Here is a 23,762-nt window from a genome sequence, read left to right as displayed (position 1 = left end):
AGTCAGTGGCCGCCGGTGAAGATTTCGCGGACCTCGCGGACCGCGTAGTAGACCAGCACGTAGCCGGCCGCCGGGTCGGCCCACCACCAGCCGACGGCGGTGTTCAGGGCCAGGCCGAGCAGGACCGCGGCGGCCAGCAGGCCGTCGATCAGTGTGACGCGGCCCTCGGTCTTGAGCACCGGGTTGTCCAGGGCGGCGCCGGTGCGGGCCTTGCCCGCGGCGAGGGCGAACATCACGACGGCGGTGACCGCGGTCCACCCGATGCCCAGCGGCGAATGGCGCGGGTGAAAACCGGCGGCCAGCACCCAGGTGGACTGCACCAGCAAGTAGACCGCGAGCGCCGCGAATCCGACGCCGATCAGCCGCAGCGCGCGTTTCTGACGCGCTTCACCGGTGCCCGACAGCTCCCAGATCACTACCGTCGAGGCGCCGATCTCGATCAGGGAGTCCAGTCCGAACCCGGCCAGCGCCACCGAACGGGCGGAGACCGCCGCGACGGCAAGCACCACGATGCCGATGACGTTCCAGGCCAGCGTGGTGTATTCGAGGACGAAGCCCTGGCGGAGCAGGGAAGCGCGGGAGATCTCTTGCGGAGCGGTCACGTCCTGATTCTCTCCGGTCGGCACTCGCCACCGGCACCCCCGTCGCCCGAGAACGGCGGTCAGAGTCCCACCCAGAGTGGCGTGCCGAAGTACGGGGCCGTCGCGGGTTGAGCCGTGCCCCGGCTGAACGAGACGCGACTGGCGGTCGAGACCCGTGACAGCCCGCAGTCGCGGCAGACAAGACGCCTGGGCGTGAACAGTGTCGCTCTCGCGTCTCCGGCACCCGCGGGTGCCGGCACGACGTGCGCGACCTTTGCGCAGTTGGGGCAGCGCACGAGGATCGAGCCGATGAAGTCGTACGTCGTGCTCCGCGGATCCCGGAACCGATGCGCGGCGGACAGGGTGGTCATGCCGTGAGTATGCGGCTGGGCGGCGGAGCATCGCATCCCTGTATCGCCCCGGACTCCCCACTCCAACTCCCTGTCATCGTCCGTGGCGGGGAGCGGGCCGTCACCCATGGCCAGAGCGTTGGAGCAGCCAGCGGTAGTGCTCGGGATCGGCCAGGATGATGTCCTTGGCCCGCTTCTGGGCGATCTGCAGGTCGTCCGGGTAGACGGACGGATCGAGAGACACCCACAGCGAGAGGTCCTGGCGGACTCCCGGGTCCTCGCAGGACAGGAAGGCGGCCAGGACCGCATCGCGGTAGCAGTCACGGAGATCCGACAGGGCCTCCACCGCTTCCTTGCTCTCCGAGGTGGGGATACGTTCCTCCCACGACACGTACTTGATGGGAGGGCGGGCGAAGTACCAGGCCATGGTCGCGCCGACCTTCTCTGCCCCCGAGCCGGTACGCACGTACCGAATGATCTCCTCCTGTACCCAGCGGTATCCGAGGACGTTCACCAGCGGCCGAACGAGCTGGTTGATGCCGCTCCGGCACTGATCGTGCATGGCGGCGTGCACAAGGAGGTCCGCATGCCGGCGGGTGAGGTCTGGATCCGCCTCGGCCGCTCGGCCGATCTCCCAGCGCTTCACCTCGCAACGATGATGCTGATGCGCCTCCACCATCCGCTCCGGCATGACCCAGTCCGGACTGAACTGCGCCAACAGCTCATCAAGGAGCGGCTCGAACACCGCCTCCCGACCTGGCCTGTCCGGGATCATCTCCAGTGCCATTCCCACCCCTCCATCACCTGGTTGCCTCTGATGCTCGGCACCGCGTCATCATCCGGGAGAGATCTCGGCGGTGGAGGCCAGACGTAGGCCGGCCAGGGTGAGGAAATGGGTGAGTTCGATGTGGCCGCCGTCGGACCCGTCGTCCCACTTCGTCCACAGCCTGGAATCCTCACCGTCCCATGTGTCGGTGTCCTCGCTCGGATGCTGCTCGACGGTCCCCTCCCCGTGCCGGTACCGCAGATACAGGTACTGGCCGCCGGTCGTCCACGCGTCCCACTGCGACGGGAAGCCGCCGCTGGTCTGCACCACCCGGGCGAGGGTCACGTCTTCGTGCAAGTGGCTCTCGACAGGGCCCAGGTGCTGGTCGTGGGCGAGGACGAGCTCGTCGTCGAGGGCGAGGAGGCGGATGCTCCCGCCGGGGAACTGGAGCGTGAGTCCGGCCCCGAAGTCGACGCGTGCGTCCCGATAGCTGATCTCTCGGACCGAGCGGACCGGCTCGCCGATGAACCGGGTCACCGACAGGCCAGGTGGATCCTCGACGACCACGATGCTGCCGTACTGCTCCATCGGGTACGGCTCGTGCGGCTGGTCGATCGTCAGCGACAGGCCGGTACCGGGTGTGTGGAAGTGGACCGGGCCGAGCCCTTCGAGATGGAGCCACAGATGCAGCAGCGACGGCTCGCCATCGGCATAGTGGTGCCAAGCCGTGGTCACCCGCAGCAGCCGCTTACCGATCAGGTCGGCGGCGAACAGCTCCTCATCGTCGGTCACCCGCTGATGTTCGCATGGCTCTCCCTACCGTGGCGCCGGGTTTCGCTGGCCCCCAAGCCTGGACGCTCATCTCTGTGCGGCCGGCTCGCGACGGCTGGCGCGCTCAGGTGGATCGGCCCTGGGGGCCTTGTCCGGCGCGGGAGTTGAGCGTTCGGTCCGGTGTGGCCGGCACGCCCCTCGCGGCGATGTCACACCGGGGTCCTCATCAACCCTCTTGGATGCGGACGCTCGGCAAAGACGCGGCAGACGCGCGCGGGAGGCCCTTAAGACGCGCGGGAGGCCCTTATGACAGGAGGCTCTTATGAACGACGTGACCGATCCGGTGTCCGGAGAGCGGGAGAAGGTCCGTTTCAGCAGTGGCGGCAGCGAGTGCGCCGCCTGGCACTATCCGGGGAGCGACGGCTCCTGTGTGATCATGGCGGGCGGGTTCGCCGTGACGAAGGAACCAGGCACCGACCTGTTCGCTCGGCGCTTCCACGACGCCGGGTTCGGCGTGCTGGCCTTCGACTATCGCGGATTCGGTGAGAGCGGCGGTCGCCCGCGCCAAGTCGCCTCGGCCGGCGGACAGTTGGCGGACTGGCGAGCCGCCGTCGAGTTCGCCGCGACCCTACCGGGAGTCGATCGGAGCAGGCTGGCGGTCTGGGGGTTTTCCGCATCCGCCGGTCACCTCCTCCGGCTCGCGGCGCGCACCCCGCACCTCGCCGCGGTGATCGCCCAGACGCCGAACGTCGGGGGTCCGGCCGCCGCTCGGCTCGCGGCGTGCCACCAGAAACCACTCGCCCTGCTGCGCCTGCTCGGCAGGGGCGTCCTCGACGCGGCCGGCGGCCTCCTCGGCCGTCCGCCCCTGCTGGTGCCACTCGGCGGCGAGCCCGGCACCGTCGCCGTCCTCACCACGCCGGACACGGCCGACGCCCCACGCGCGCTCAATCCCGGCGACCGGTATGCGGACTGGCGGCAGGAGGTCGCGGCCCGCTCGGCGCTCGGCCTCGGGTTCCACCGTCCCGGCCGTGACGCCTCCCGCGTACGGTGTCCGCTGCTCGTCGTCGTATGCGAGCAGGACCAGTCCGCCTCGCCCACGGCGGCCGTGCGCGCGACGCGGCGGGCGCCCCGCGCGGAGCTGGTGTGGTTGCCCGGCGGGCACTACGCGCCGTTCCTGGACGCGCACGAACGGGCGGTCGACGCCGAGTTGTCGTTTCTGCGCCGGCATGTGCTCGATTCCCCGGTGACCTCCGTCGCCTCCGTGGAGCGCGGATGACGACGGGGGAGATCGAGCTGTCGGCGGGGACGGTCGCGTACCGGGACACGGGTGGCGACGGTCCGGTGCTGGTGCTGCTGCATGGGCTGATGATGGACGCCTCGCTGTGGGACCGGACGATCACCGAGCTCGCCGCCGACCACCGGTGCGTGGCGCCGACCCTGCCGCTCGGGGCGCATCGGCACGGCATGCGGGCCGACGCCGACCTGTCGCTGCCCGGGGTGGCCCGGCTGGTCGCGGAGTTCCTCGACCGCCTCGATCTGCGGGACGTCGTCCTGGTCGGCAATGACACCGGCGGTGCGCTCGTCCAGCTCATGATGGTCGACGGTGCGGCACGGGTGGCGGGGGTGGTGCTCGTGTCGTGCGACGCCTTCGACAACTTCCCGCCCGGGCTGACGGGCCGGACGCTCGTCCTCAGCGGCAGGCTCCCACCTCGGCTGTTCGGGATGTTCATGCAGCAGATGCGGCTGCGGCCGCTGCGCCGCATGCCGGTCGCCTTCGGGTGGCTGACGCTCCGGGGGGACGCCGCCACCGCTCGGTGGATCAGGCCGGTCCTCGAACGGCCGGAGATCCGCCGCGACGCCGTGCGCACACTGCGCGCGGCGGCGGCGGACACCGGTCTGCTGCTCGCCGCGGCCGAACGACTGCCGCGCTTCGACCGCCCCGCCCTTGTCGTCTGGGCGCGCGGCGACCGCGTGATGCCGCCCGAGCACGGCCGACGCCTCGCCGCGCTGCTCCCGCGGGGGCTGCTGGTCGAGATCGACGACAGCTACACGCTCGTCCCGCTGGACCGGCCGACGGAACTCGCCCGGGCGATAAGGGAGTTCACCCGGTCGTCCGCGGCCACCTGACGGTCCTGGCGGCGCGCTCGGCACCCGTTCGACAGCCGTAGAGCCGTAGAGCCGTACGGGGTCACAGCGTCGTACGGGATTCGAGGTCGGCGCGGGTGTCGTTGCCGTAGACGCCCGTCTCGTCGCCCCTGATCCCGTACCAGAGCTGGAAGCGCGCGACCGCGGCCGTGAGCGTGGCGTCGTAGGTGCCGTTCGTGGAGCCGTGGTCGTAGACGTTCGGGATCCGGAGCAGCCGTTGCTGCAGGTCCTTGACCGCGGGGCCGCTGTCCCCCTCGCGGAGGGTGCCCGCACCGTCCGGGTCGGCGCTCGCGGACGGTACCTGGGCGGCGGCCGTCGTGGGCGCGCCGGTCGGGGCCCGCCCGGCCTGTGCGCCGGCCTCCTGCTCACCGCCGGGCAGCAGGAGCGCGAGGGCGAAGCCGACGAGGGCCGCCCCCGTGACCCCGATGACGACCGCCGCGCGGCGGTGCCCCGCACCCCACCCGGCCGTCCGCTCGCCCGCGGGCCCGCGCTCGCGGTGGACGCCGGGAGCGGAGGAGGGCCCGCGAGCCCCCACCGGTCGCCCGCCCCGGGTGTAGTCCTCGCCCACCAGGACGGGTGGCAGTTCCTCGGTCGCGTCCTCGGCCACCGGCGGCGTCACGGCGACCGTCGCGACCGGTACGGCGATGACCTCGTAGTTCTCGTCCGAGTCGGGACCGTGCTGCTCCTCCCGCACCTCCTTCAGAAGTTGCGCGAGTGCCTCCGTCCGGCGGCGCCGCTGAACATAGGTGGGTTCGATCGCCCGTCGCCCCCCGGGCTGCCCTGGTTCGGGCGGTGTCGGCACACTGCTCTCCTTCCATGCGCGCGGTTTCACGCCATCCCCGTGGAGTGATACGCGGCCGGCGGCCCCGGGGTTCAACGGCGCCCCAGGCACCCGAGCCCACGTGGTCGTACAACGTGAAGAATGGGCAAATAGCGGGTAGGACCACCTTCGGGGAGCGGAGAGGGTCGCCGTGGCTGCGAGCGAGGAACGAGACGTGTCGGCCGCCCGCCGGCGTTTCGACATGGCGGACGCCGCGCCGCTGCTGCTCGACGCCCGGATGACGGTGACCAGCTGGACCGCGGACGCCGAGCGCCTGCTGGGGTACGCGCCCTCCGAGGTCCTGGGCCGCCGCGCCGCCGACCTGCTGCTTCCGGAGGACGCGGCGCGGATCCCCGACCTTTCGGCGCGGTGCCGCGACGGCGGCGGCTGGGCGGGACTGCTGTCCGCGCTGCACCGGGACGGGCACGCGGTCCGGGTGATGGTCCGGGCCGTCCCGATACGCGAGCGCGGCGGGCCGACGCGCTGGGTGGTGCTGCTCGCCGATCTGGCCGGTGGCCCCGGCTGGAGCATGAGCCGGTCGGTGCTGGAGCGGATGAACGCCCGCTCGCCGGTGGGCATCGCCATCGTGGACACGGACCTGCGCTATGTGTGGTCGAACGCCGCGCTGGAGCAGTTCGGCGGGGGCCCGCCACACCGGCGGCTGGGGCGCAGGCTCGGCGACATCCAGCCGGGCCTGGACGCCGAGACGCTCGAGGCGCAGATGCGCCGGGTGCTGGAGAGCGGCCGGCCGGTCGTCGGGTACGAGCACGTGGGCCGCATACAGTCCGCGCCGCATCGCGAGTCCGCGCACTCCCTGTCGTTCATCCGGCTGGAGGACGACCACGGCCACCCGATCGGGGTCTACTACACCGTCGTCGACGTCACCGATCGCTACCGTGCGCGACGGCGGCTGGCGCTGCTCGACCGGGCCGGCGAGCACATCGGTCGCAGTCTGGACGTCCTGCACACCGCGCAGGAGCTGGCCGATGTCGCCGTACCGGGGCTGGCCGACTTCGTCACCGTGGACCTGCTGGAGTCCGTGCTCAGGGGAGCCGAGCCGGTGCCCGGCCGGCTGAGCGACTCGGACGTGGTGTCACTGCGGCGTGCCGGACAGCAGTCGGTCCGCGCCGGTATCCCGGAAACCGCCGTCGAGGTGGGCGAGGCCGCGACCTACCAGGCGACCTCTCCCCCGGTGCGCGCTCTGGCCGAGGGCCGGTCCTGGCGTGAGGCGCGGCTCGATCCACAGGCCAGGAAGTGGAGCACGAGCGCCCGCGAGGGCCCGGCCGCCTCCTTCCTCGACCTCGGGCTGCACAGCGCGATGATCGTGCCCGTCCGGGCCCGTGGCGTCACCCTGGGAATCACCACGTTCTTCCGGCGCGACCGCGAGGACCCCTTCGACGAGGACGATCTGAGCCTGGCGGAGGAGTTCGTCGGCAGGGCGGCGCTGTGCCTGGACAACGCCCGTCGTTACACCCGTGAGCGCGACGCGGCGCTCGTTCTCCAGCGCAATCTGCTCCCGCACCGCTTCCCCGAGCAGAACGCGGTGGAGGTCTCGGCCTGCTACCGGCCCGCGGACGAGCTGACGGGCCTCGCCGGGGACTGGTTCGACGTCATTCCGCTGTCCGGGGCCCGGGTGGCGCTGGTCGTGGGCGAGGTGACCGGTCACGGCATCGACGGCGCCGCCGCCATGGGGCGGCTGCGGGCCGCCGTACAGACCCTCGCCGATCTGGACCTGTCGCCCGAAGAGGTGCTCGCGCACCTGGACGACCTGGTCAGCCGGGCCGCCCGGGAGGAGGGCAGCGGCGCGGACACCCTCACCAGCGGGATGCAGGCCGTGGGAGCCAGCTGTCTGTACGTCGTGTACGACCCGGTGAGCGGGCGGTGTGCGATGGCGGGCGCGGGACATCCCGCACCCGCGGTCATCGCCCCCGACGGCACCGTCACGTTCGCGGACCTTCCCCGCGGTCCCGCGCTGGGTGTCGCCGGACTGCCCTTCGAATCCGTCGAGCTCACCCTGGAGGAAGGCAGTGTGCTCGCCCTGCACACCGACGGGCTGATCGCCACGCCCCGCACGGGACGGGATCCGGACGCGGGCCGGGAGCGACTGCGGGGCGCGTTGGCCTCGCACCGTCAGCCGTTGGACGGCATGTGCCGCACGATCGTGGACGATCTCGTGCCGTCGCGGCCGTACGACGACGTGGCGCTGCTGATGGCGCGCACCCGCCGGCTCGACGCCGAGCAGGTCGCGACCTGGGACCTGTCCACGGATCCGGCCATGGTCGCCGAGGCCAGGAAGGTGGCGACGCAGCAGCTGAGCGCGTGGGGCCTCGACGAGCTGGCCTTCACCACCGAGCTGGTCGTGAGTGAGCTCGTCACCAACGCGATCCGGTACGCCTCGGGGCCGATCCGGCTGCGTCTGATCACCGAGCGGGCGCTGATCTGCGAGGTCTCCGACGGCGCCGCGACCGCCCCTCATCTGCGGCACCCGAAGACCACCGACGAGGGAGGCCGCGGGCTGTTCCTGATCTCCCAGTACACCCGGCGCTGGGGCACCCGCTACACCCCCGAGGGGAAGGTCATCTGGGCCGAGCAGTCGCTGACCACCCAGCCCACGACGTGACGGACGGACGCGTGGCCGCGGGGTTCAGCAGTCGCGGAACTCGGGTGACTGGTTGAGGATCTGCGAACGCTGCGAGGTGAACCGGGAGTGGGTCGCGCCGCCCCGGTCCTCGGGGCGGAAGACGGCGACGCGGTGGCAGTTCATGAAGGCGAGGGTGACGCCGAAGTGCCGCTCCAGGCTGCCGCGGATCGCGTCGCTGGCGAGCGCCCGCAGTAGCTGGCCGCGTTCCTTCTCGGAGGGCGGCGGAGTGTGGTTGTCGGCGAACTCGGCCGTCCCGTCGCGGAGTTGATGAGCCAGGTCGGCGATGAGGTCGTACGCGTACGGCAGGGACGTACGGACGGTGTCCACGAAGTCCGCTTCGCGGACCGGACCGCGTTCGGCTTCGGCGAGCAGCTTCGGGGAGACGTCGAGTGACATGAGAGTGGCAGTCCTGTCGTTAGGTGGTTCGGTGGTGCGCCGGTGGTACTCCGGCCGTGCGCGGGGGGTCAGTCGGTGGACGGCTCGAGGGCGGTGGGGCCGTGCCGGAAGTCGGGGTCGATCTGTGCGGAGAGGTCGGTCCCGGTGGCCCGGTCGGCCCAGGCCGCGGCGTTGCGGAGGTGGAAGGCGACGGCGTGTTCCTGGAAGGCCGTCCAGTCCTTCGTACGGGCGTCCAGGGCCGTCCGCATGTGGCGCAGCGCGTGGATGTTGTGCGGTTCGAGGTCGCCGTGGGGTCGGCCCTGCTCCTGGGCGCGCACCCAGGAGGAGTGCCGTACGTACGTCAGGAGGTCGTCGCCGACGTGTTCCTTGAGGAAGAGCAGGTCGTCCTCGGCGGTGACCTTGTTGCCGATCACCGCGATCGGGATGCCGAACTCCTCGGCGTGGTCGCGGTACTGGCGGTAGACGGAGACGCCCTTGCGGGTGGGTTCGGCGACCAGGAAGGTCATGTCGAAGCGGGTGAACAGTCCGGAGGCGAAGGCGTCGGCACCGGCGGTCATATCGACGACGACGTACTCGCCGTGCCCGTCGACGAGATGGTTGAGGTACAGCTCCACCGCTCCGAGTTTGGAGTGGTAGCAGGCCACGCCGAGATCGCTCTCGTCGAACTCACCGGTGACCATCAGCGGTACGCCGCCGACCCGTTGGAGGTGCGAAGTGTGCACCGGGTCGTCGCCGAGGAGGCGCAACAGGCGTGAGCCGCGGCCCGGCGGCGTGGTCTTGATCATGGCCTCGGGCGAGGTGATGCGCGGGTTGCTGCCGCGCAGGTGGGCCTTGATCTCGCCGAGGCGCGCGCTGAGGGGCGGGGCGGCGAAGGTCTCGTCGTCGCCGAGGCCTAGGGCGTGGGCCAGGTGCTGGTTGATGTCGCCGTCGATGGCGACGACGGGCGCACCGGAGTGCGCCAGCTCGCGGGAGAAGAGGGCCGACAGCGTGGTCTTGCCGCTGCCGCCCTTTCCGACGAAGGCCGCGCGCATGTCAGCCCTCCGGGCGGAGCAGGCCGCGCTCGTACGCCTTGGCCAGCCGCTGGGGTACGAGGTGGGAGGCGCCGTCGACGGTGATCGGGACGAGCCGCGCCGTGGCGGCCTTCCACTGGGCGCGGCGGTGGCGGGTGTTGCTGCGGGACATCTTGCGTTTTGGCACGGCCATGTCGGTCTCCAAGGTAGGTGGACACGACTGACGCTATCTGAAAATGGATCTCATTTCCAAGCTGGCGCGCGGGGCGCGAGCGGGATGCGCATGGGGCATGCGCACGGGGCATGCGCGAGACACGGAGGGCGCGCGGACAGCCTTGCGGCCAAGCGAAGTTGACAGATTGTTGACCAATTCCAAGGCGAGTGGTGACCAACGCCGCCACTATGGTCGGCCGCATGTCCTCACACCCCCCACGGACTCCGGCCCTCCCTGTCCTCCCGTATCGGAAACCGACCCGTGACCGGGACTACTGGGTCTTCGACGACGTGCTGCCCGACGCGGACGCCGTCCGGGCGCGCTGTCTCGCCAAGGACGACTGGGCCAAGGGCTACCCGTACACCTCGGAGAGCTGGCCGGGCCTGCGGACGATGCCGGGGCTCGAACCGGGTGAACTGGCCCGCGTGGAACGGCTGGTGAAGAAGGCAACGGGCGCGAAGGAGCTGTGGGTGCAGAGCACGCCCTCCGGGGGCACGCTCAACCACAACTGCGTCCAGGTCGTCGGCAAGGACGAGGGCCAACCGCGCCCGCACACCGACTCCCGCGCACTGTGCCGGTACGCCGCCGTGCTCTATCTCAACCCGGTCGTACCCAAGAGCTGCGGAACGAGCTTCTACCGGCAGAGCCTGCCCGGCGGCCGGCTCGGCGGGAACGTGGTGGCGGCTCCGCACAACAACCTGGTCGACGCGCTGGGTACGCGGTTCGTGGCGCCGGACTCCTTCGTCGAGGACCTCGAGGTCCCGCACCGCTACAACCGGCTGCTCCTGTACCACGCCAATCTGATGCACAGCGCCACCGGCTACTGGGGCAGCACGTTGGAGGACAAGCGGATGACCGCGGTCTTCTTCTGGATGGCGTGAGCCCATGTGCTGATGCCGAGCGGCCCCGGACCTTGGAGTCCGGGGCCGCTCGGCTGTGCGGGGCGGTGGTGCTCAGTTGCCCGTGAGTTCGCGTTCGATGGAGGCCGGCTCGTCTGCGGGGTCCCGCGGGAGATCGCTCGCGGCTAGGGCCCGGTGGGGCTGCGCGCCGGGAGCTTCGGCCTCGGGTCGATGTGGGCGGTGGTGTCCGGGGCCGAGCGGCGGCAGGTGACGGCGTTCGTCCGGATCGCCCACGGGGTCGCGGTGCATCTGATGCGGCGCAGGACCGAGGACTACCGCACCCACCGGGTCGACCCCTCCAACGCGCCATCGCCCGCTCCCGGCTGGAACACGGGCTCGCGCTGATGCAGCGGTCCCGGGATCTGACCGTGCACGCCGGGCAGTCGCCCAGCCTCTGGTACCTCGTCCTGACGGTCGGCCGTCCCCAGGAGAACTCCGCGGCGACGGTACGGGACTGGCTGCGGGACCTGCTCGACGGCGGGACCGGATCGTATGCCCAGCTACGCGGGCGTCGGTTCGGCGGCCGACAACCGCGACGGACTGCCCAGGTCACGCAAGGAGGCCGAGCGGGCGCCGGCCGTGGCCCGCCGCGCAGCGGTTGCACATCCATCCGAACACCCTGCGCTACCGACCGACGAAGATCGAACAGACCGTCGGTATCAATCTCGCCGATCCCGACATCAGGCTCGTCCTCGCCCTCCAGCGCAAGGCACTCGACCCCGCCTGCCCCACTCGTCCCGTGCGACCTCGCCCTCGACCTCGGAGAACGCTGCCCGCTCGGGGAGAAACGCCCCTGACTTCCACCCGCCATTTCCGGACATGCGTGGGCTACGGCTCAGTTACGGCTCGCTCAAGTCCTGGTGGCCGGAGGGTGAGCTCGTCATGATGGGCGCATGACGTTGGCCTCGCGTGCCATGACGCAACTGGCGGGCTGGCCGGACCTCGCGGAGGCCCGGCCGAGCTGCGGCACAGGGCGGGCGCTGAGTTCGGCGCAGGGCGAGATCGTGCACTTCCATTCGGATCACGATGTCGACCTGCACCTCACAGCGCGTGCCATTCACCGTTTCCAGGATCATCTCAGGGGCGCCACCGCGGTCCGGATGGTGCCCGAATCGCGGTGGGTGACGATACGCCTCGAAGTGAACGCCGACATCAGCCTGCTCCTCACTCTGGTGAGCCTCGCTCTTCAGTCCCACCAGGCATGGCCGGTTCCGGGCGACTCTCTGTCGGCGGGCTGCAACGACCTGCGCAGCATGGTGCTTCCACGCGACAGCGTCGGCTGAGACGTCACCGACGTAGGGCGGAAGCGGGCGGTGGGGCCGAGACGTGCGCTGCCCATCTGGGAGAGCTCGGCAGCGGTGAAGCCCAGGGGATCGAGCAGACGCAGGTTGCCGACGTCGAACGCCTGGTCCACGTCGTCGGCGGCCTGTCACTGTGCCAGGTTCGCCAGATGGATACGGGGACGCACGGTGGAGTACTGGGAGTAGGAGACGAACACCCGGATCCGTGATCCAAGGGCGTCCCAGGCCTGCTGGTAGACGGTGCGGCGGCGGGCCGCGGCACGGAGCCGGTCGACCCGTTCAACCGGCTTGGGCGCCGGGGGACTTCGGACTGCGCGTGTCGCCGTCGCAGCGGGCGATGCGGAAGTTGTTCGCCGTGTGGCGCGATGCGTTGCCGCCGGGGCGCAACTGACCAAGACGCACCTTCCGCGCGTGTCCGGGGCGCGAGTTCGTGGATTCCCACGTCACAGAGCGTCTGCGCCTCCGCTTCGGGGGCACACGGCGGTGCATCGGGTGCGAAAGCCACCCAGCCGAAGACCGCCGCGAGGCGCCGACCCGTGGGAGTCCCGATGCCGACCGCCGTGCCGGAGAGAGCCACAGGAGCGACTGGGGAAGGACCCGAAGCGGTCCGGCCGGGCCGCTCGTCCGTCCTGCCCTGCGGTACCGGCAAGGCCGCCGCCCGCATCGGCGTACTGACCGTCTGCCAGGCCGCCCTGATGGTGGGCTTCGGACTGCTGATCACGGGTCCCGCCCGGGACGTGTGGCCGCTGACGGTCGAGGACAACGTCAACGAGGGATTCGAGCGGATCCGTACGGGCCCGCTCACCACCCTGTCGCACCTCGGCTCGGAGGCGGGCAACACCCTCACGGTGATCGCCATCACCGTGCTGAGTTGCGTGGCCCTGCTGCTCGTACCCCGGCTGCCGATGTGGCGCCAGGCAGTCTTCCTCGCCGTCGCCGTCTCGCTCCAGTCACTGGTGTTCCTGGCCGTCACCGAGTCGGTGGACCGCACCCGCCCGGACGTGCACCGCCTCGACGCCTCTCCGCCCACGTCCAGTTACACCTCCGGCCACACCGGCGCGGCCACCGCGCTGTACGCCGGACTCGCGCTGCTCGCGCTGTCCCGGGTCCGCAGGCCGTGGCGGTGGCCGCTGGCCGGGCTGCTGTTCCTCGTGCCGCTGGCCGTCGGCGCAGCCCGCCTCTACCGGGGCATGCACCACCCCACGGACGTGATCGGCGGAATGGCCAACGGCGCCCTGTCCCTGCTGATCGTCGGCCGTGCCCTGTTCACCGACAGGTCCGTGGCCGCCGTCCCCTCGCCACGGACCGGGCACACCGACGCGACCGGCGAGGTCGAGAAGCGCGAGCCCGGCAGGACCGCCGTGATCTTCAACCCCATGGTGACCGGCGAAGCGGACCGCGAGAAACTGCGGCGGATCCTCGAACAACACGGCCACCGCGCACCGGCGTTCATCGAGACCACCGCCGACGACCCCGGCACCGGCCAGACGGCCGGCGCGGTCCGTGCCGGAGCGACCCTGATCGTGGTCTGCGGTGGCGACGGAACCGTCAGGGCGGCCGCGGACGCCCTGGCCGGCAGCGGGGTACCGCTCGTCGTGGTGCCCTGCGGCACCGGCAACCTGCTGGCCCGCAACCTCGGCCTGCCGCTCACCCCCGCCACCGCGCTCGACGCCGCGCTGTCCGGTACCCCGCACCGCCTCGACCTCGGCCGCATCGAGGGCGACGGCCTCGCTCCCACCCACTTCGCCGCGATGTCCGGAGCCGGGCTCGACGCCGCGATGCTGGAACACACCGACGACCGCGCCAAGTCCGCCGTCGGCTGGCCCGCCTACCTACTCGCCATCATCGGCTCACTGGGCACGCCCCGGATGCGGCTGACGCTCCGGCTCGACGACGCGCCCGTCCTGCACCGCACGGCCCGCATGGTGCTCGTGGCCAACGTCGGCACCGTACAAGGCGGTCTCACGCTCCTCCCGGCGGCCCGGCCCGACGACGGACTGCTCGATCTGCTGATCCTCGACCCGCGCGGCCCCGGTGGCTGGATGCGTGCCCTGGGCGTCCTGATGCGCGGCCGCAGGCGGAACGCGCGGCCCACGACCATGGACACGCTCGTCCCCCAAGGCACCGGCACGAAGGGCGTACCGGTGGAGTTCCTCACCTTCCGGCGAGCCGAACTCACCTTCGCCGCACCGCAGTCGCGTGAACTCGACGGAGACCCGGTGTCCCACGGCCGACGTCTCACCGCCGAGGTCAGGCCCGGCGCGCTGACCGTCCTGCTGCCCACCCGGGAGAAGTGAATGAGCACCGCCACCAAGGTCCCCGAGACCCGCGACATGACCGGCGACGAACTCTCGGCCGACGAGGCACTGGCGTCGCTGCGCCGCTACGGCCGCTGGCCCCTGCTGCGCGACTCCTTCGTCCGGTTCCGCTACGCCGACGGCTTCAGCCACTCCCGCGCGCTCGCCCTCCAGACGGTACTGGCGGTGATCCCACTGGCCATCGCCTTCGTCGGGCTCTCCACCGCGCTGCACACGGAGAACATCGGCAGACTCGCCGAACTGACCATCCACCGGATCGCGCAGGGACCCAGCGCCGACGTCGTCGACGACGCACTGGACCGCAGCCGCCACAGCGCGGGCGACGGTGACCAGATCGCCCTCTGGTTCGGCCTGGTCTTCTCCCTGGTCAACGTCACCACCGCGATGTGCCAGATCGAACGCGGCGCCAACCGGATCTACGGGAACGAACGGGACCGCCCCTTCCACCAGAAGTACCTGCGCGGACTCGTGATGTCCCTCAGCGCCGGGATCCCGCTCGGCCTCGGGTTCATCGTGATGGTGGCCGGCGGCGACCTGGCCGCCGCCGCGGTGACGGTGTATCACCTCGACGGCGACGCCAGGACCGTCTGCGAGATCCTGCGCCGGCCCTTGGGCCTGCTGCTCGCCCTCCTCTCGGCCAGCGCGATCTTCCGCCGTTCTCCCCGGCGCCGACAGCCCGGCTACACCTGGCTGGCCTTCGGCGCCGCCGTGTATCTCGTGCTGTGGACGGCCCTGACCTGGCTGCTGAGCCTGTACCTGGGCATCAGCGGGTCCTTCGACACGGTCTACGGCCCGCTCAGCGCCTTCATGTCGCTGCTGCTGTGGGCCTACCTGACCTCCATCGCCCTGTTTCTGGGGCTGTCCTTCGCCGCGCAGTTGGAGGCCGCGCGGGCGCTGCGGCCCGGTCCGATCACAGCCGACCCGGGAGTCTGAAGGGTGGTCCGCGCCACGGCCCAGCGCCTTCGTGACCGTCGCCGCCGGGCGGCCGACCGGAGATTCGGCATCCACCTGCTCGGTTCTGCCGCCGTCGCCGCCGTCGCCGCCGTGCCCTTCGGACTGCTGCTCGTCCTGGTCGAGGGGCACTGGCAGCCGCTGCGCCGTCTCGACGTGGGCGCGGCACGGCGGTTGAACGAGACCGCCCTCGAACACCCGGCGTGGACGCACACCCTGCGCTTCCTGTCCGACCGGGTGTGGGACCCGTTCACGCTGCGGACGGTCGTCGCGCTGCTGACCGTGTGGCTGCTGTACCGCCGGGCCTGGCGACTCGCCGCCTGGTCCGCCGTGACGGCCGTGGCCGGCGGACTCGTCGGGCTGCTGGTCAAAACGGTGGTCGAGCGGGCCAGACCGTCCCTGGAGGACCCGGTCGCGCACGCACCGGGATACTCCTTCCCCTCGGGGCACGCGATGACCGCGACCACCTCGTTCGCGATCCTGCTGCTGGTCCTGCTGCCCATGGTGCCGCGCGCTCTGCGGGTGCCGTGCTGGTGCGCCGCGGTCGTGTCCGTGCTCGGCGTCGGTTTCACCCGGATCGCGCTCGGCGTGCACTGGTTCAGCGATGTCGTGGGCGGCTGGCTGCTGGGCCTCGCCGTCGTCACCCTCACCACCTGGGCCTTCGAGGCCTGGCGCACCGACGCAGGCCGCGGTCATGCCGGATTGACGGAGGGACTGGAGCCCGAACTCACCGGTGCGAGGCCCCGGACACAGGGTGGTGCGCAACACCCGTAGAGAGTGGGCGAGTTCTGAGCACTGCGGGTGCGTGAGCGGCGTACCGAGGAAGAGGAAGGTGTCGAGGGTGTCGTCGCGCATCGAGGCCGCTCGTCGAGCAACTGGCGCTCCTCGGCGGTGAGTTCGCCCAGACTGGAGCTGCGGTCGGTCGGATCGCTGCGGTGTACGCACAGGCCCTGGACCTCTCCCTCCAGATCCCCGTCATCCACCCGTCGAGGGCAATGCGGGGCGGCCTGCGGCCGACGTCCAGGTGAACCCGCAACCCGGACAAATCCGCCTCCTGCCACAGCCGCGTAACAGCGGCCGCGCAGGGCACAACTCCCGTCCCACCCCGCCGGTCGAACCTGCTGCGTCGCACACCTGCGCCGCGGCGGAACCGGTGCCGCCCGGAGCAACTTCTCCAGTCCCGACCGAAGTTGGAGCTCCCCTGTGTCCAGGAAGTCCCTGCCGACGCGGCTTGCCGCCACCGCCGCGCTCCTGCTCGCCGCAGGCGCGCTGTCCGCGCCCGCCGCCTCAGCCAAGCCCTCGGACGCCTCCCCCGGCGACGCCTATGTGCTGACCGTGACCACCAACCCGGCCAGCACCGACTACGACAACCGCCACGTCGACGTCACCGGCACCGTCACCAAGGCCGACGGCACCCCGGCGCCCCACATCCCCGTCACCATCAAGGAGGTCGTTCAATTCACCACCTGGAACCCGTGGGGCGACCCGATCGACCCCAACTACTACGAGCCGCGCGACCTGGGCAAGCCGGTCACCGACGCAAGCGGGAAGTTCACCGTCCCCGACGTCGACATCGACCACGTGACCGGCAGCAGCCTGCTCAACGTCCAGCACGGGGTACAGATCACCGCTCTCTACGACGAGGACGGCGACCTCAACACCCCGCAGGACGGCTACTTCGCGGACACCACCGTGGCCGCCAACACCAAGTCCAGCTCCCTCAGTTACCAGGTCAACAAGAAGAAGGTGAAGGCGGGCGACATCCTCACCGTCCAGGGCAAGGTCACCCTCCCCAAGGGGGTCGAGCCCGGGGGTACCGAGGTCTTCCTCCAGACCTACTGGGAGAGCGAGTACCACGTGAAGACGACCACCGAGGACGACGGCTTCTTCGTGCTGTCCGTGCGCGTCTCGCGCGACGACGACACGTTCGAGCTGCGCACGGCTCCGACGGACCTCTACGTGGCGGGCGCGGACCAGCCGCTCCCGATCACCAACACGTCGCTCCCCCGCACGTAGCCCTCCAGCAGGAGGCGAAGTCCTTGGGTTCAGTCGATTGATCCCGTGAACGTATCCCGAGGGATGCGTTCGCGGGAGTGCCGTCGACCTCGCGCTCGCTCCCGAACACCGTCGCGGTCATGGAGCTCCGCCCAGCAGGTCGGCCAGCTCGGCGTCGTAGAACCGTGCGGGGTCGAACCCCATCCCGGTGAAGTGGCCGGCGAGTTCCAGGGACAGGACGCCGTGCAGGCGGGTCCAGAAGGTCAGGGCCCGGTGGAGCGTGGCGGGCGGGGCGGGGTGCCCACCCGCCCAGTCCCGGTGGTCGGCGAGGTGGGCGTCAAACGGGGTCGCCGGGCCGTCCGCGGACAGCTCGGCGCACGCGTCGAGCAGCCCCGCCATGATCTCGGAGGCGATCGCGGTGATGTCTTCGGGCGCGTGGTATCCGGGGACGGGGGTGCCGTAGACGAGGAAGTACCGCTGGGGGTCGGCCAGGGCCCAGCCGCGCAGCGCGTGCGCGAGGCCGGTCGGGTCGGCACCCGCGGTGCGGGCCGCTCGGAAGGTGTCGGCGAGGCTGCGGTACGCATCCCTGACCAACTCGGTGATGAGCTCGTCACGGCTGGCGAAGTACCGGTACAGCGCGGGCCCGCTCATGCCCATGCGCTTGGCGATCGCATTGAGGGAGAGCGCGGACGCCCCCGCCGTGGCGATCTGCTCCCACGCACGCTCCTTGATCTCCGCACGCACCTGGGCGCGGTAGCGCTCGCGTGGCGTCGTCACCTCTGCCTCGTCCATGACCTGCCCTCCCTCGCCGTCTAGTTAGAGGTTATCACGATGGTTATTGACACTCCCTCCGAGGGTGAGTTACAACTTCTAACGAACCCGAGAGCCTGACCACCCAATACCGCGCCGCAGTGGGTGACGGGATCCGGGACCCGGTGGCCGACTGGTCCAGGCGGGCGGGTCAGCCGCCCTGACCGGCGCTTCCGACCGGGCCGACCTTCACCGGGGAGCCGGAGCCGTCCGTGACGGGCAGCGTGGCGGCGCCCGGCCAGTTGAGGGTGACCGACTTCGTCTCGTCAGGCGGGGTCACCACCAGCCCGGTGACGCGGACGCCGGAGCCGCCCGACTTGTTGAACGGGTAGTTGACGGGGAAGTACGTCGACTTTCCGTTCTTGAGGACGGCCGAGGTGGCCTGCTGGCCGGTGCGCTTCGCGGACAGCGACCCCGCGTTGGTCTTCAGGTCGACGCCCGCGTACCCGGAGATCGTGCAGTCCCGGCCGCTGTGGTTCGTCAGCTCGACCACGACGGTGCCGTCGGGGTCGCCGTCGATGGTGTTGTCCTTCGCCGTGATCTCCAACTCGTCGGTACGGCACTTGCCGACCTTGGCGTTCGCGTGGGAGCCGGTCCCGGCAGCCGTACCCGTCCCGCCGGAATTCGTTGCGCCGGAGTTCGTTGCGGAGCTCGTCCCGGCGGAGTTCTTCGCGCCGCCCTGGTCCGAACTGCCCGAGTCCGAACCGCCGCCCGAGGACGACGCGGTGGCCCCGGACGACGGGGCGCTCTGTCCCGTGTCGGCGTCGTCGTTCTGGCAGGCCGTGAGCGAGAGACCGGCGGCGACGGCCAGGGCGGCGAAGGTGAGCTTGTGAACGCGCATCGTTTCTACCTCGGTATCGGTTGGCAGTGTCGGCCGCTCGGTACGGGTCGGTACGAGCGAGCGTTTCCGACCAACAGGAGCGGCCCTGCCCGGTCGGCCGTTCCGTCCAGTCACCGCATAGGACATTCCTGTTACACGCACAGCCAGGCACAACGCGCGCCATCACTGGGCAGACCGCGCCGGGACGCGCCGCCGGCCAGCCGGGACGGCGGTTCCCGCCACCGTCGCGCACCTGTTCGCGGCCGCCGCCCGTTGGGACAGACCCGTGACCCGGCGGACCACAACCGATCGCCTGCCCTCCTCATCCCGCTCCGCCCGGTCCGCGAGGCCAGGTTTCCAGCACATCGAAGGCACGCATCCTCCGCGAAGACATCTTCGCGACGTGTCGTGGACGATCCACGCGGACCCCGAAAGCAACGAGTTCCGCGTGCCGGTCTACTCGACCTTGACCCAGTTGAGCGTGCGCTCCACCGCCTGCTTCCAGCCCGCGTAGCCCTCCGCTCGTCGGCCGTCGGACCACTGGGACTCCCAGCGTTTCGACTCCTGCCAGTGGGTGCGCAGTTCGTCGGTGTCCTGCCAGAAGCCGGTGGCCAGCCCTGCGGCGTAGGCGGCGCCGAGCGCGGTGGTCTCGGCGACGACCGGGCGGCTGACCGGTACACCGAGGACGTCGGCCTGGATCTGCATGCACAGGTCGTTGGCGGTGACACCGCCGTCGACCTTGAGTACGTCGAGGTGGACTCCGGAGTCCTGCTCCATGGCCTCGACGACGTCGCGGCTCTGATAGCAGATGGCTTCCAGGGTCGCCCGGGCCAGGTGCCCGTTGTCGTTGTACCGGGCGAGGCCGACGATCGCACCCCGGGCGTCGGAGCGCCAGTACGGGGCGAACAGGCCCGAGAACGCCGGGACGAAGTACATGCCGCCGTTGTCCTCGACGGTGCGGGCCAGGGTCTCACTCTCGGCCGCGCTACTGATGATCTTCATCTGGTCGCGCAGCCATTGCACCGCGGACCCGGTGACCGCGATGGAGCCCTCCAGGGCGTAGACCGCCGGGCTGTCGCCGAACTGGTACGCCACGGTGGTGAGAAGGCCGTGCTGTGAGCGGACCAGTTCCGTGCCGGTGTTGAGCACCAGGAAGTTGCCGGTGCCGTAGGTGTTCTTGGCCTCGCCGGGCGCGTAGCAGACCTGTCCGACGGTGGCCGCCTGTTGGTCGCCGAGCACCCCGCTGATGGGGATGGCGGCGCGCAGTGGCCGGGATGCGCGCGTCACACCGAACGCCTCCCGATGGGACGAGGGGTTGATGGTGGGCAGCATCTCCCGCGGGATGTGGAAGAAGCCCAGCAGTTCTTCGTCCCAGGCGAGGGTTTCCAGGTCCATCAGCATGGTGCGGCTGGCGTTGGTCACGTCGGTCGCGTGGATGCCGCCGTCGGGGCCGCCGGTCAGGTTCCACAGGACCCAGCAGTCCGTGTTGCCGAAGAGCGCGTGTCCCTGCTCGGCTGCCTCGCGGACGCCGTCGACGTTCTCCAGGATCCACTGGATCTTGCCGCCGGAGAAGTAGGTCGCCGGCGGCAGGCCCGCCTTGTGGCGGATGACGTCTCCCTGGCCCGAGCGTTCCAGGGCCGCGGCGATGGAGTCGGTGCGGGTGTCCTGCCAGACGATGGCGTTGTAGTAGGGGCGGCCGTTGCGCGGGTCCCAGACGACCGTGGTCTCCCGCTGGTTGGTGATGCCGATCGCGGCCAAGTCGGTCGGGGACAGGTTCCCGTGCCGCAGGGCGTTCTGCATCACGGAGTTGGTGCGCTCCCAGATCTCCACCGGGTCGTGCTCGACCCACCCGGAGCGAGGAAGGATCTGGGCGTGCTCCAGCTGGTGCTTCGCCACCTCGTTGCCCGCATGATCGAAGATCATGAATCGGGTACTGGTGGTCCCCTGGTCCACCGCGCCGACGAAATCCGCCATGGGTGCCACCTTTTAGTAGGCGTCAGTCCTTGGGGGCGGGGATGCGGCCCGGGGGCTCGGGCTCCCCTGTCGGCAGGAACCGGCCGACGAAGAACTTGTACAGGGCCGCGCCGATCAGACCACCGGCCAGGGGACCGAGGATCGGCACCCAGAAGTAGAAGTTCCCGTACTGATCTCGCCATGCTCCGCCGTATCCCGTCAGGAAACTGGCCAGACGAGGACCGAAGTCACGTGCCGGATTGATCGCGTAGCCCGCGTTGGTGCCCCAGGCCATGCCGATGCCCACGACGACCAGGCCGATGATGAAGGGGCCCAGGTTGGCGCCGGGGGGTGTGTTGAGCAGGTCCGTGATGGCCAGGATCAGCAGCAGCAGGATGGCGGTCCCCATGACCTGGTCGCGAAACGCGCCCCACTCGTAGACCGGCAGGTTCGTGTTGCCGTTGGCGGGGAGCGTGGAGAACACGATCTGTGTCTTGAAGGTGTGACCGGGGTCGGCCTTCGCCAGCGCCTCGGTGTAGTTCCACCGTACGAGGAGGGCCGCTACGAAGGCGCCGGCCGTCTGTGCCAGTGCGTAGGGCGCCACCTTGCTCCACGGGAAGCCCTTGAACGTGGCCAGGGCGACGGTCACCGCGGGGTTGAGATGGGCACCGCTCAGCCGTGCCGCGACGTAGACACCCAAAGTGACACCGAGGCCCCACGCCCAGGAGATGCTGTCGTGGTTTCCGAGGCCACCCGGTGGAGTCGTGAGCGCTCCGCCGGCGACCACCTGGGCCACCACGCCGCAACCGAAGAGGATGAGAATCATGGTGCCCGCGAACTCGGCCGACAGCTCACCTACCAACCCCGACCTGCTAAACCGCTCACTCATGGAAGCCCGCTTCCCGCCGGCTCAGAACCGGCCGTCGACTGCCCGAGTCCGCACGGCATCAGCATAGGGCGATCAAGAAATAACCGCACAAACAGTGAGTCATGCCCTCAGACCTGGTCATACGCTGGGACACCCCTTCGGGGCCGGCCGTCCCGGCGCGCTCTCGTTCCCGAACATCACACACGGGCTGTACGGCAAGGACGCTCACAGCCATGCAATGAGTCATCACTCTACGTAATGATGATAACAGGACAAATCGATGTCGCCAGCGGAATGCCCTCCCGCGGACCGCGACACTCTGCGACCGCGTAGGAGGTTTCACGCTTGTCACGCCAGTTGTTGACGGTCGACCAGGAGCGGCCGGACGGCTATCGGACGATCGGTGAGGCCCTGGCGAGGGCTCGCAGCGGCGCCGTCATCAGCGTGCTTCCCCGGACGTACGCGGAGAACCTGACCGCCGGGTCACGGTACGCGGCTGCACCATCCGCGACGCCCGCGGCAACGGCGAGGCACAGGGTTCCGTCGAGGAGTGCGACATCTCCTCCACCGACGGCCCGGCCATCGCCCTGGAGGACCGCTGCACCAGCCAGGTGCTGCGCACGGTCGTGCACGACACCAGCGCAGGCATCCACCTGACCAGCCAGGCCCGTACGGTGCTGGAGGACGTACGGGTCATTGGCACCGCCGGCCCCGGCATCGTCCTGGGCAGCGGTACCGACCCGCTGCTGCGCCGGTGCCGTACGGCCCGTACCGGTGGGAGCGACGACGGCAAGAACCGGGTCGCCCGGGCCGGCGCGACGCCGGGCACCGTCCTGGGGGCGCGCTCCCGGCGCCTTCGACTCGGCGGCGCCGTCCCCGGAGGGCTCCGCCAAGCAGTCCCCGACCGGAAAGACACCGGACCACATGACGGCCGGGCAGGCGGGCGGCTCGGGCGGGGGTGTTCGACGACGACAGCCGCGACGTCGCCTCGATCGAGAAGGTCTTCAACGCGGACTACACGGGCACCGCGATCACCCCGACCGACGGCGACCATCTGCTCTGGTCCCCCACCGACTCCCGCAGCCGCCTGCTGTCCCTGATCAACGGCACCACCACGACGCTCGACGTCGAGGAACTGGAACTCAGCGACAGCGCGATGGTCAACGCCATCGTGGCGAGGGCGCAGGCGGGCGTCGCCGTACGGCTGGTCCTGGAGAGCCCCTCCAGCTACTCCAGCGAGGTGTCCGCGATCAAGGCGGCCGGTGGCACCGTCGTCGGATACTCCGACCCCAACGGCTTCTACATCCACGCCAAGGCGATGGTCGCCGACTACGGCCTGTCCACCCAGAAGGTGGAAGCGGGTTCCATGAACATCAGCAGCAACTCGCTGAGCAACAACCGGGAACTGGGCATCATCCTCACGGGCACCGGCGTCGCCCAACCCGTTGCCACCACCATCGAGACCACCTTCAAGAGCGACTACTCGGGCGGCACCACCGCCTAGAACCCGCCGGGAGAGCGCTGGTCGCAGCTCGCCGCGGCCACGTACCCTCGACCGATGGACAAGATCGCCGTACGGCTGGAGGCGGACGCCACACCGTCAGCCCCCGCTCTCATACTGCGTCCCTGGAGCCCGACAGACGCTGCCGACCTGGTTGAGCTGTATCAGGATGACGCCCTGCGCCGATGGACGAGCTCAGCCGTGCACGACGAGGCGAGCGCGGCACGGTGGATTCAGGACCAGCAACGCGGATGGGAGACGGGAGACCGCTTCGGATTTGCCATCACGGAAGCCCAAGCCGCGGGCCTTGAGGGACGGTTGGCGGGTCACGTGGTCCTCAAAGAACGTCACCCCGGGCGCTTCGTCCGCCGAGGTCGGCTACTGGACCGCAGCGCGTGCGCGCGGCCGGGGAGTGGCACCCGGAGCGCTGCGGGCGGTGACGTACTGGGCCTTCACCGCCTTCCCCGATGACGGTCCGAAGCACCTTGAACTCGTGCATCAAGTGGACAACACAGCGTCATGCCGCGTCGGGCAGAAGAGCGGGTACGAACTGATCACGACCCTGCCCGCGGCACCGCCCGCCTACCCCCTCGCCGGTCACCTGCACGCACGGGAGCGCGACCGCTGACCCAGCCGGGTAGTCACCCTCGCA

At 70.5% G+C, this 23,762-nt stretch carries 24 protein-coding genes and 2 pseudogenes; 14 read left to right on the top strand and 12 right to left on the bottom strand.

Annotated elements, in window-relative coordinates; all coding sequences use genetic code 11:
* Window positions 1–2: 2 nt before the first annotated feature.
* The 4 genes from OG798_RS47280 to OG798_RS47265 form a co-directional block, all read right to left on the bottom strand.
* Window positions 3–602: a cation transporter gene (locus OG798_RS47280; protein WP_328759163.1), complete on the bottom strand. Its 600-nt coding sequence runs from the start codon at window positions 600–602 to the stop codon at window positions 3–5.
* Window positions 603–661: 59 nt separating this feature from the next.
* Entirely contained in the window at window positions 662–952 is a 291-nt protein-coding gene (locus tag OG798_RS47275; RefSeq protein WP_328759162.1) for a hypothetical protein, read from the bottom strand.
* Between the two features lie 100 nt (window positions 953–1,052).
* Window positions 1,053–1,718 carry a hypothetical protein gene (locus OG798_RS47270; protein ID WP_328759161.1) on the bottom strand — a complete coding sequence of 222 codons (666 nt, stop codon included), beginning with the start codon at window positions 1,716–1,718 and terminating at the stop codon, window positions 1,053–1,055.
* Between the two features lie 48 nt (window positions 1,719–1,766).
* Window positions 1,767–2,489, bottom strand: a complete 723-nt coding sequence (locus OG798_RS47265; RefSeq protein WP_328759160.1) for a hypothetical protein — start codon at window positions 2,487–2,489, stop codon at window positions 1,767–1,769.
* A 301-nt stretch (window positions 2,490–2,790) separates the two neighbouring features.
* On the opposite strand from OG798_RS47265, the gene OG798_RS47260 reads away from it, so the two are divergent.
* Entirely contained in the window at window positions 2,791–3,744 is a 954-nt protein-coding gene (locus OG798_RS47260; protein ID WP_328759159.1) for an alpha/beta hydrolase, read from the top strand.
* Window positions 3,741–4,595, top strand: coding sequence for an alpha/beta fold hydrolase (locus tag OG798_RS47255; protein WP_097223652.1), 855 nt, complete (start codon window positions 3,741–3,743; stop codon window positions 4,593–4,595). Before OG798_RS47260 ends, OG798_RS47255 begins: the two co-directional genes overlap by 4 nt.
* Window positions 4,596–4,656: 61 nt before the next feature.
* On the opposite strand, the gene OG798_RS47250 is transcribed toward OG798_RS47255, so the two are convergent.
* Window positions 4,657–5,415 (bottom strand): peptidoglycan-binding domain-containing protein, encoded by a 759-nt coding sequence (locus tag OG798_RS47250; RefSeq protein ID WP_328759157.1) that lies wholly within the window; start codon window positions 5,413–5,415, stop codon window positions 4,657–4,659.
* Between the two features lie 220 nt (window positions 5,416–5,635).
* Between OG798_RS47250 and OG798_RS47245 the strand changes: the two genes are divergently transcribed.
* Complete coding sequence (locus OG798_RS47245) at window positions 5,636–8,053, top strand: SpoIIE family protein phosphatase (protein WP_443054230.1); 2,418 nt, start codon at window positions 5,636–5,638, stop codon at window positions 8,051–8,053.
* Window positions 8,054–8,077: 24 nt separating this feature from the next.
* Here the strand turns inward: OG798_RS47245 and OG798_RS47240 are convergent, their stop codons facing one another.
* From OG798_RS47240 to rpmF, 3 genes are all read right to left on the bottom strand, one after another.
* Complete coding sequence (locus OG798_RS47240) at window positions 8,078–8,470, bottom strand: SCO5389 family protein (protein ID WP_060898206.1); 393 nt, start codon at window positions 8,468–8,470, stop codon at window positions 8,078–8,080.
* Window positions 8,471–8,538: 68 nt separating this feature from the next.
* On the bottom strand, window positions 8,539–9,501 hold the full coding sequence (locus OG798_RS47235; RefSeq protein WP_121413924.1) for an ATP-binding protein: 963 nt from the start codon (window positions 9,499–9,501) through the stop codon (window positions 8,539–8,541).
* Between the two features lies 1 nt (window position 9,502).
* Window positions 9,503–9,673 carry a 50S ribosomal protein L32 gene (gene rpmF, locus OG798_RS47230; RefSeq protein ID WP_060898204.1) on the bottom strand — a complete coding sequence of 57 codons (171 nt, stop codon included), beginning with the start codon at window positions 9,671–9,673 and terminating at the stop codon, window positions 9,503–9,505.
* A gap of 221 nt (window positions 9,674–9,894) precedes the next feature.
* Between rpmF and OG798_RS47225 the strand changes: the two genes are divergently transcribed.
* The 8 genes from OG798_RS47225 to OG798_RS47190 all read left to right on the top strand — a co-directional run bounded on the left by OG798_RS47225 (window position 9,895) and on the right by OG798_RS47190 (window position 17,179).
* Window positions 9,895–10,575: a DUF6445 family protein gene (locus OG798_RS47225; RefSeq protein WP_095857533.1), complete on the top strand. Its 681-nt coding sequence runs from the start codon at window positions 9,895–9,897 to the stop codon at window positions 10,573–10,575.
* Window positions 10,576–10,728: 153 nt separating this feature from the next.
* A complete protein-coding gene (locus OG798_RS47220) occupies window positions 10,729–10,938 on the top strand; it encodes a hypothetical protein (protein ID WP_328759155.1) in 210 nt (69 codons plus the stop codon).
* A 253-nt stretch (window positions 10,939–11,191) separates the two neighbouring features.
* Window positions 11,192–11,479: a helix-turn-helix domain-containing protein gene (locus OG798_RS47215; RefSeq protein ID WP_328759154.1), complete on the top strand. Its 288-nt coding sequence runs from the start codon at window positions 11,192–11,194 to the stop codon at window positions 11,477–11,479.
* Window positions 11,480–11,486: 7 nt separating this feature from the next.
* A complete protein-coding gene (locus OG798_RS47210) occupies window positions 11,487–11,876 on the top strand; it encodes a luciferase domain-containing protein (RefSeq protein WP_328759153.1) in 390 nt (129 codons plus the stop codon).
* A gap of 566 nt (window positions 11,877–12,442) precedes the next feature.
* Window positions 12,443–14,191 (top strand): diacylglycerol kinase family protein, encoded by a 1,749-nt coding sequence (locus tag OG798_RS47205; RefSeq protein WP_328759152.1) that lies wholly within the window; start codon window positions 12,443–12,445, stop codon window positions 14,189–14,191.
* Window positions 14,192–15,145 carry a YihY/virulence factor BrkB family protein gene (locus OG798_RS47200; protein ID WP_097223657.1) on the top strand — a complete coding sequence of 318 codons (954 nt, stop codon included), beginning with the start codon at window positions 14,192–14,194 and terminating at the stop codon, window positions 15,143–15,145.
* A 3-nt stretch (window positions 15,146–15,148) separates the two neighbouring features.
* Window positions 15,149–15,937, top strand: a complete 789-nt coding sequence (locus OG798_RS47195) for a phosphatase PAP2 family protein (protein ID WP_328759151.1) — start codon at window positions 15,149–15,151, stop codon at window positions 15,935–15,937.
* Window positions 15,938–16,366: 429 nt separating this feature from the next.
* Entirely contained in the window at window positions 16,367–17,179 is an 813-nt protein-coding gene (locus OG798_RS47190; RefSeq protein ID WP_328759150.1) for an acyl carrier protein, read from the top strand.
* Between the two features lie 117 nt (window positions 17,180–17,296).
* Here OG798_RS47190 and OG798_RS47185 read toward each other — a convergent pair whose 3' ends face one another.
* From OG798_RS47185 to OG798_RS47170, 4 genes are all read right to left on the bottom strand, one after another.
* Window positions 17,297–17,950 (bottom strand): TetR/AcrR family transcriptional regulator, encoded by a 654-nt coding sequence (locus OG798_RS47185; RefSeq protein ID WP_328759149.1) that lies wholly within the window; start codon window positions 17,948–17,950, stop codon window positions 17,297–17,299.
* A 169-nt stretch (window positions 17,951–18,119) separates the two neighbouring features.
* Complete coding sequence (locus OG798_RS47180; RefSeq protein ID WP_328759148.1) at window positions 18,120–18,809, bottom strand: DUF4232 domain-containing protein; 690 nt, start codon at window positions 18,807–18,809, stop codon at window positions 18,120–18,122.
* Window positions 18,810–19,244: 435 nt separating this feature from the next.
* Window positions 19,245–20,762, bottom strand: a complete 1,518-nt coding sequence (gene glpK / locus OG798_RS47175; protein ID WP_328759147.1) for a glycerol kinase GlpK — start codon at window positions 20,760–20,762, stop codon at window positions 19,245–19,247.
* 22 nt (window positions 20,763–20,784) lie between these two features.
* Complete coding sequence (locus OG798_RS47170) at window positions 20,785–21,630, bottom strand: MIP/aquaporin family protein (protein WP_328759146.1); 846 nt, start codon at window positions 21,628–21,630, stop codon at window positions 20,785–20,787.
* A 482-nt stretch (window positions 21,631–22,112) separates the two neighbouring features.
* Here OG798_RS47170 and OG798_RS56770 point away from each other — a divergent pair.
* The 3 genes and pseudogenes from OG798_RS56770 to OG798_RS47155 form a co-directional block, all read left to right on the top strand.
* A pseudogene (locus tag OG798_RS56770) lies at window positions 22,113–22,301 on the top strand (hypothetical protein); the annotation flags it as partial.
* 266 nt (window positions 22,302–22,567) lie between these two features.
* Window positions 22,568–23,113, top strand: coding sequence for a phospholipase D-like domain-containing protein (locus OG798_RS47160; protein WP_328759144.1), 546 nt, complete (start codon window positions 22,568–22,570; stop codon window positions 23,111–23,113).
* A gap of 147 nt (window positions 23,114–23,260) precedes the next feature.
* A pseudogene (locus tag OG798_RS47155) lies at window positions 23,261–23,738 on the top strand (GNAT family N-acetyltransferase).
* The last annotated feature ends 24 nt before the right edge of the window (window positions 23,739–23,762 follow it).

Source organism: Streptomyces sp. NBC_00271 (assembly GCF_036178845.1).
In the GTDB taxonomy this organism is placed as follows: Bacteria; Actinomycetota; Actinomycetes; order Streptomycetales; family Streptomycetaceae; genus Streptomyces.
This window is presented reverse-complemented; position numbering and strand designations above follow the sequence as displayed.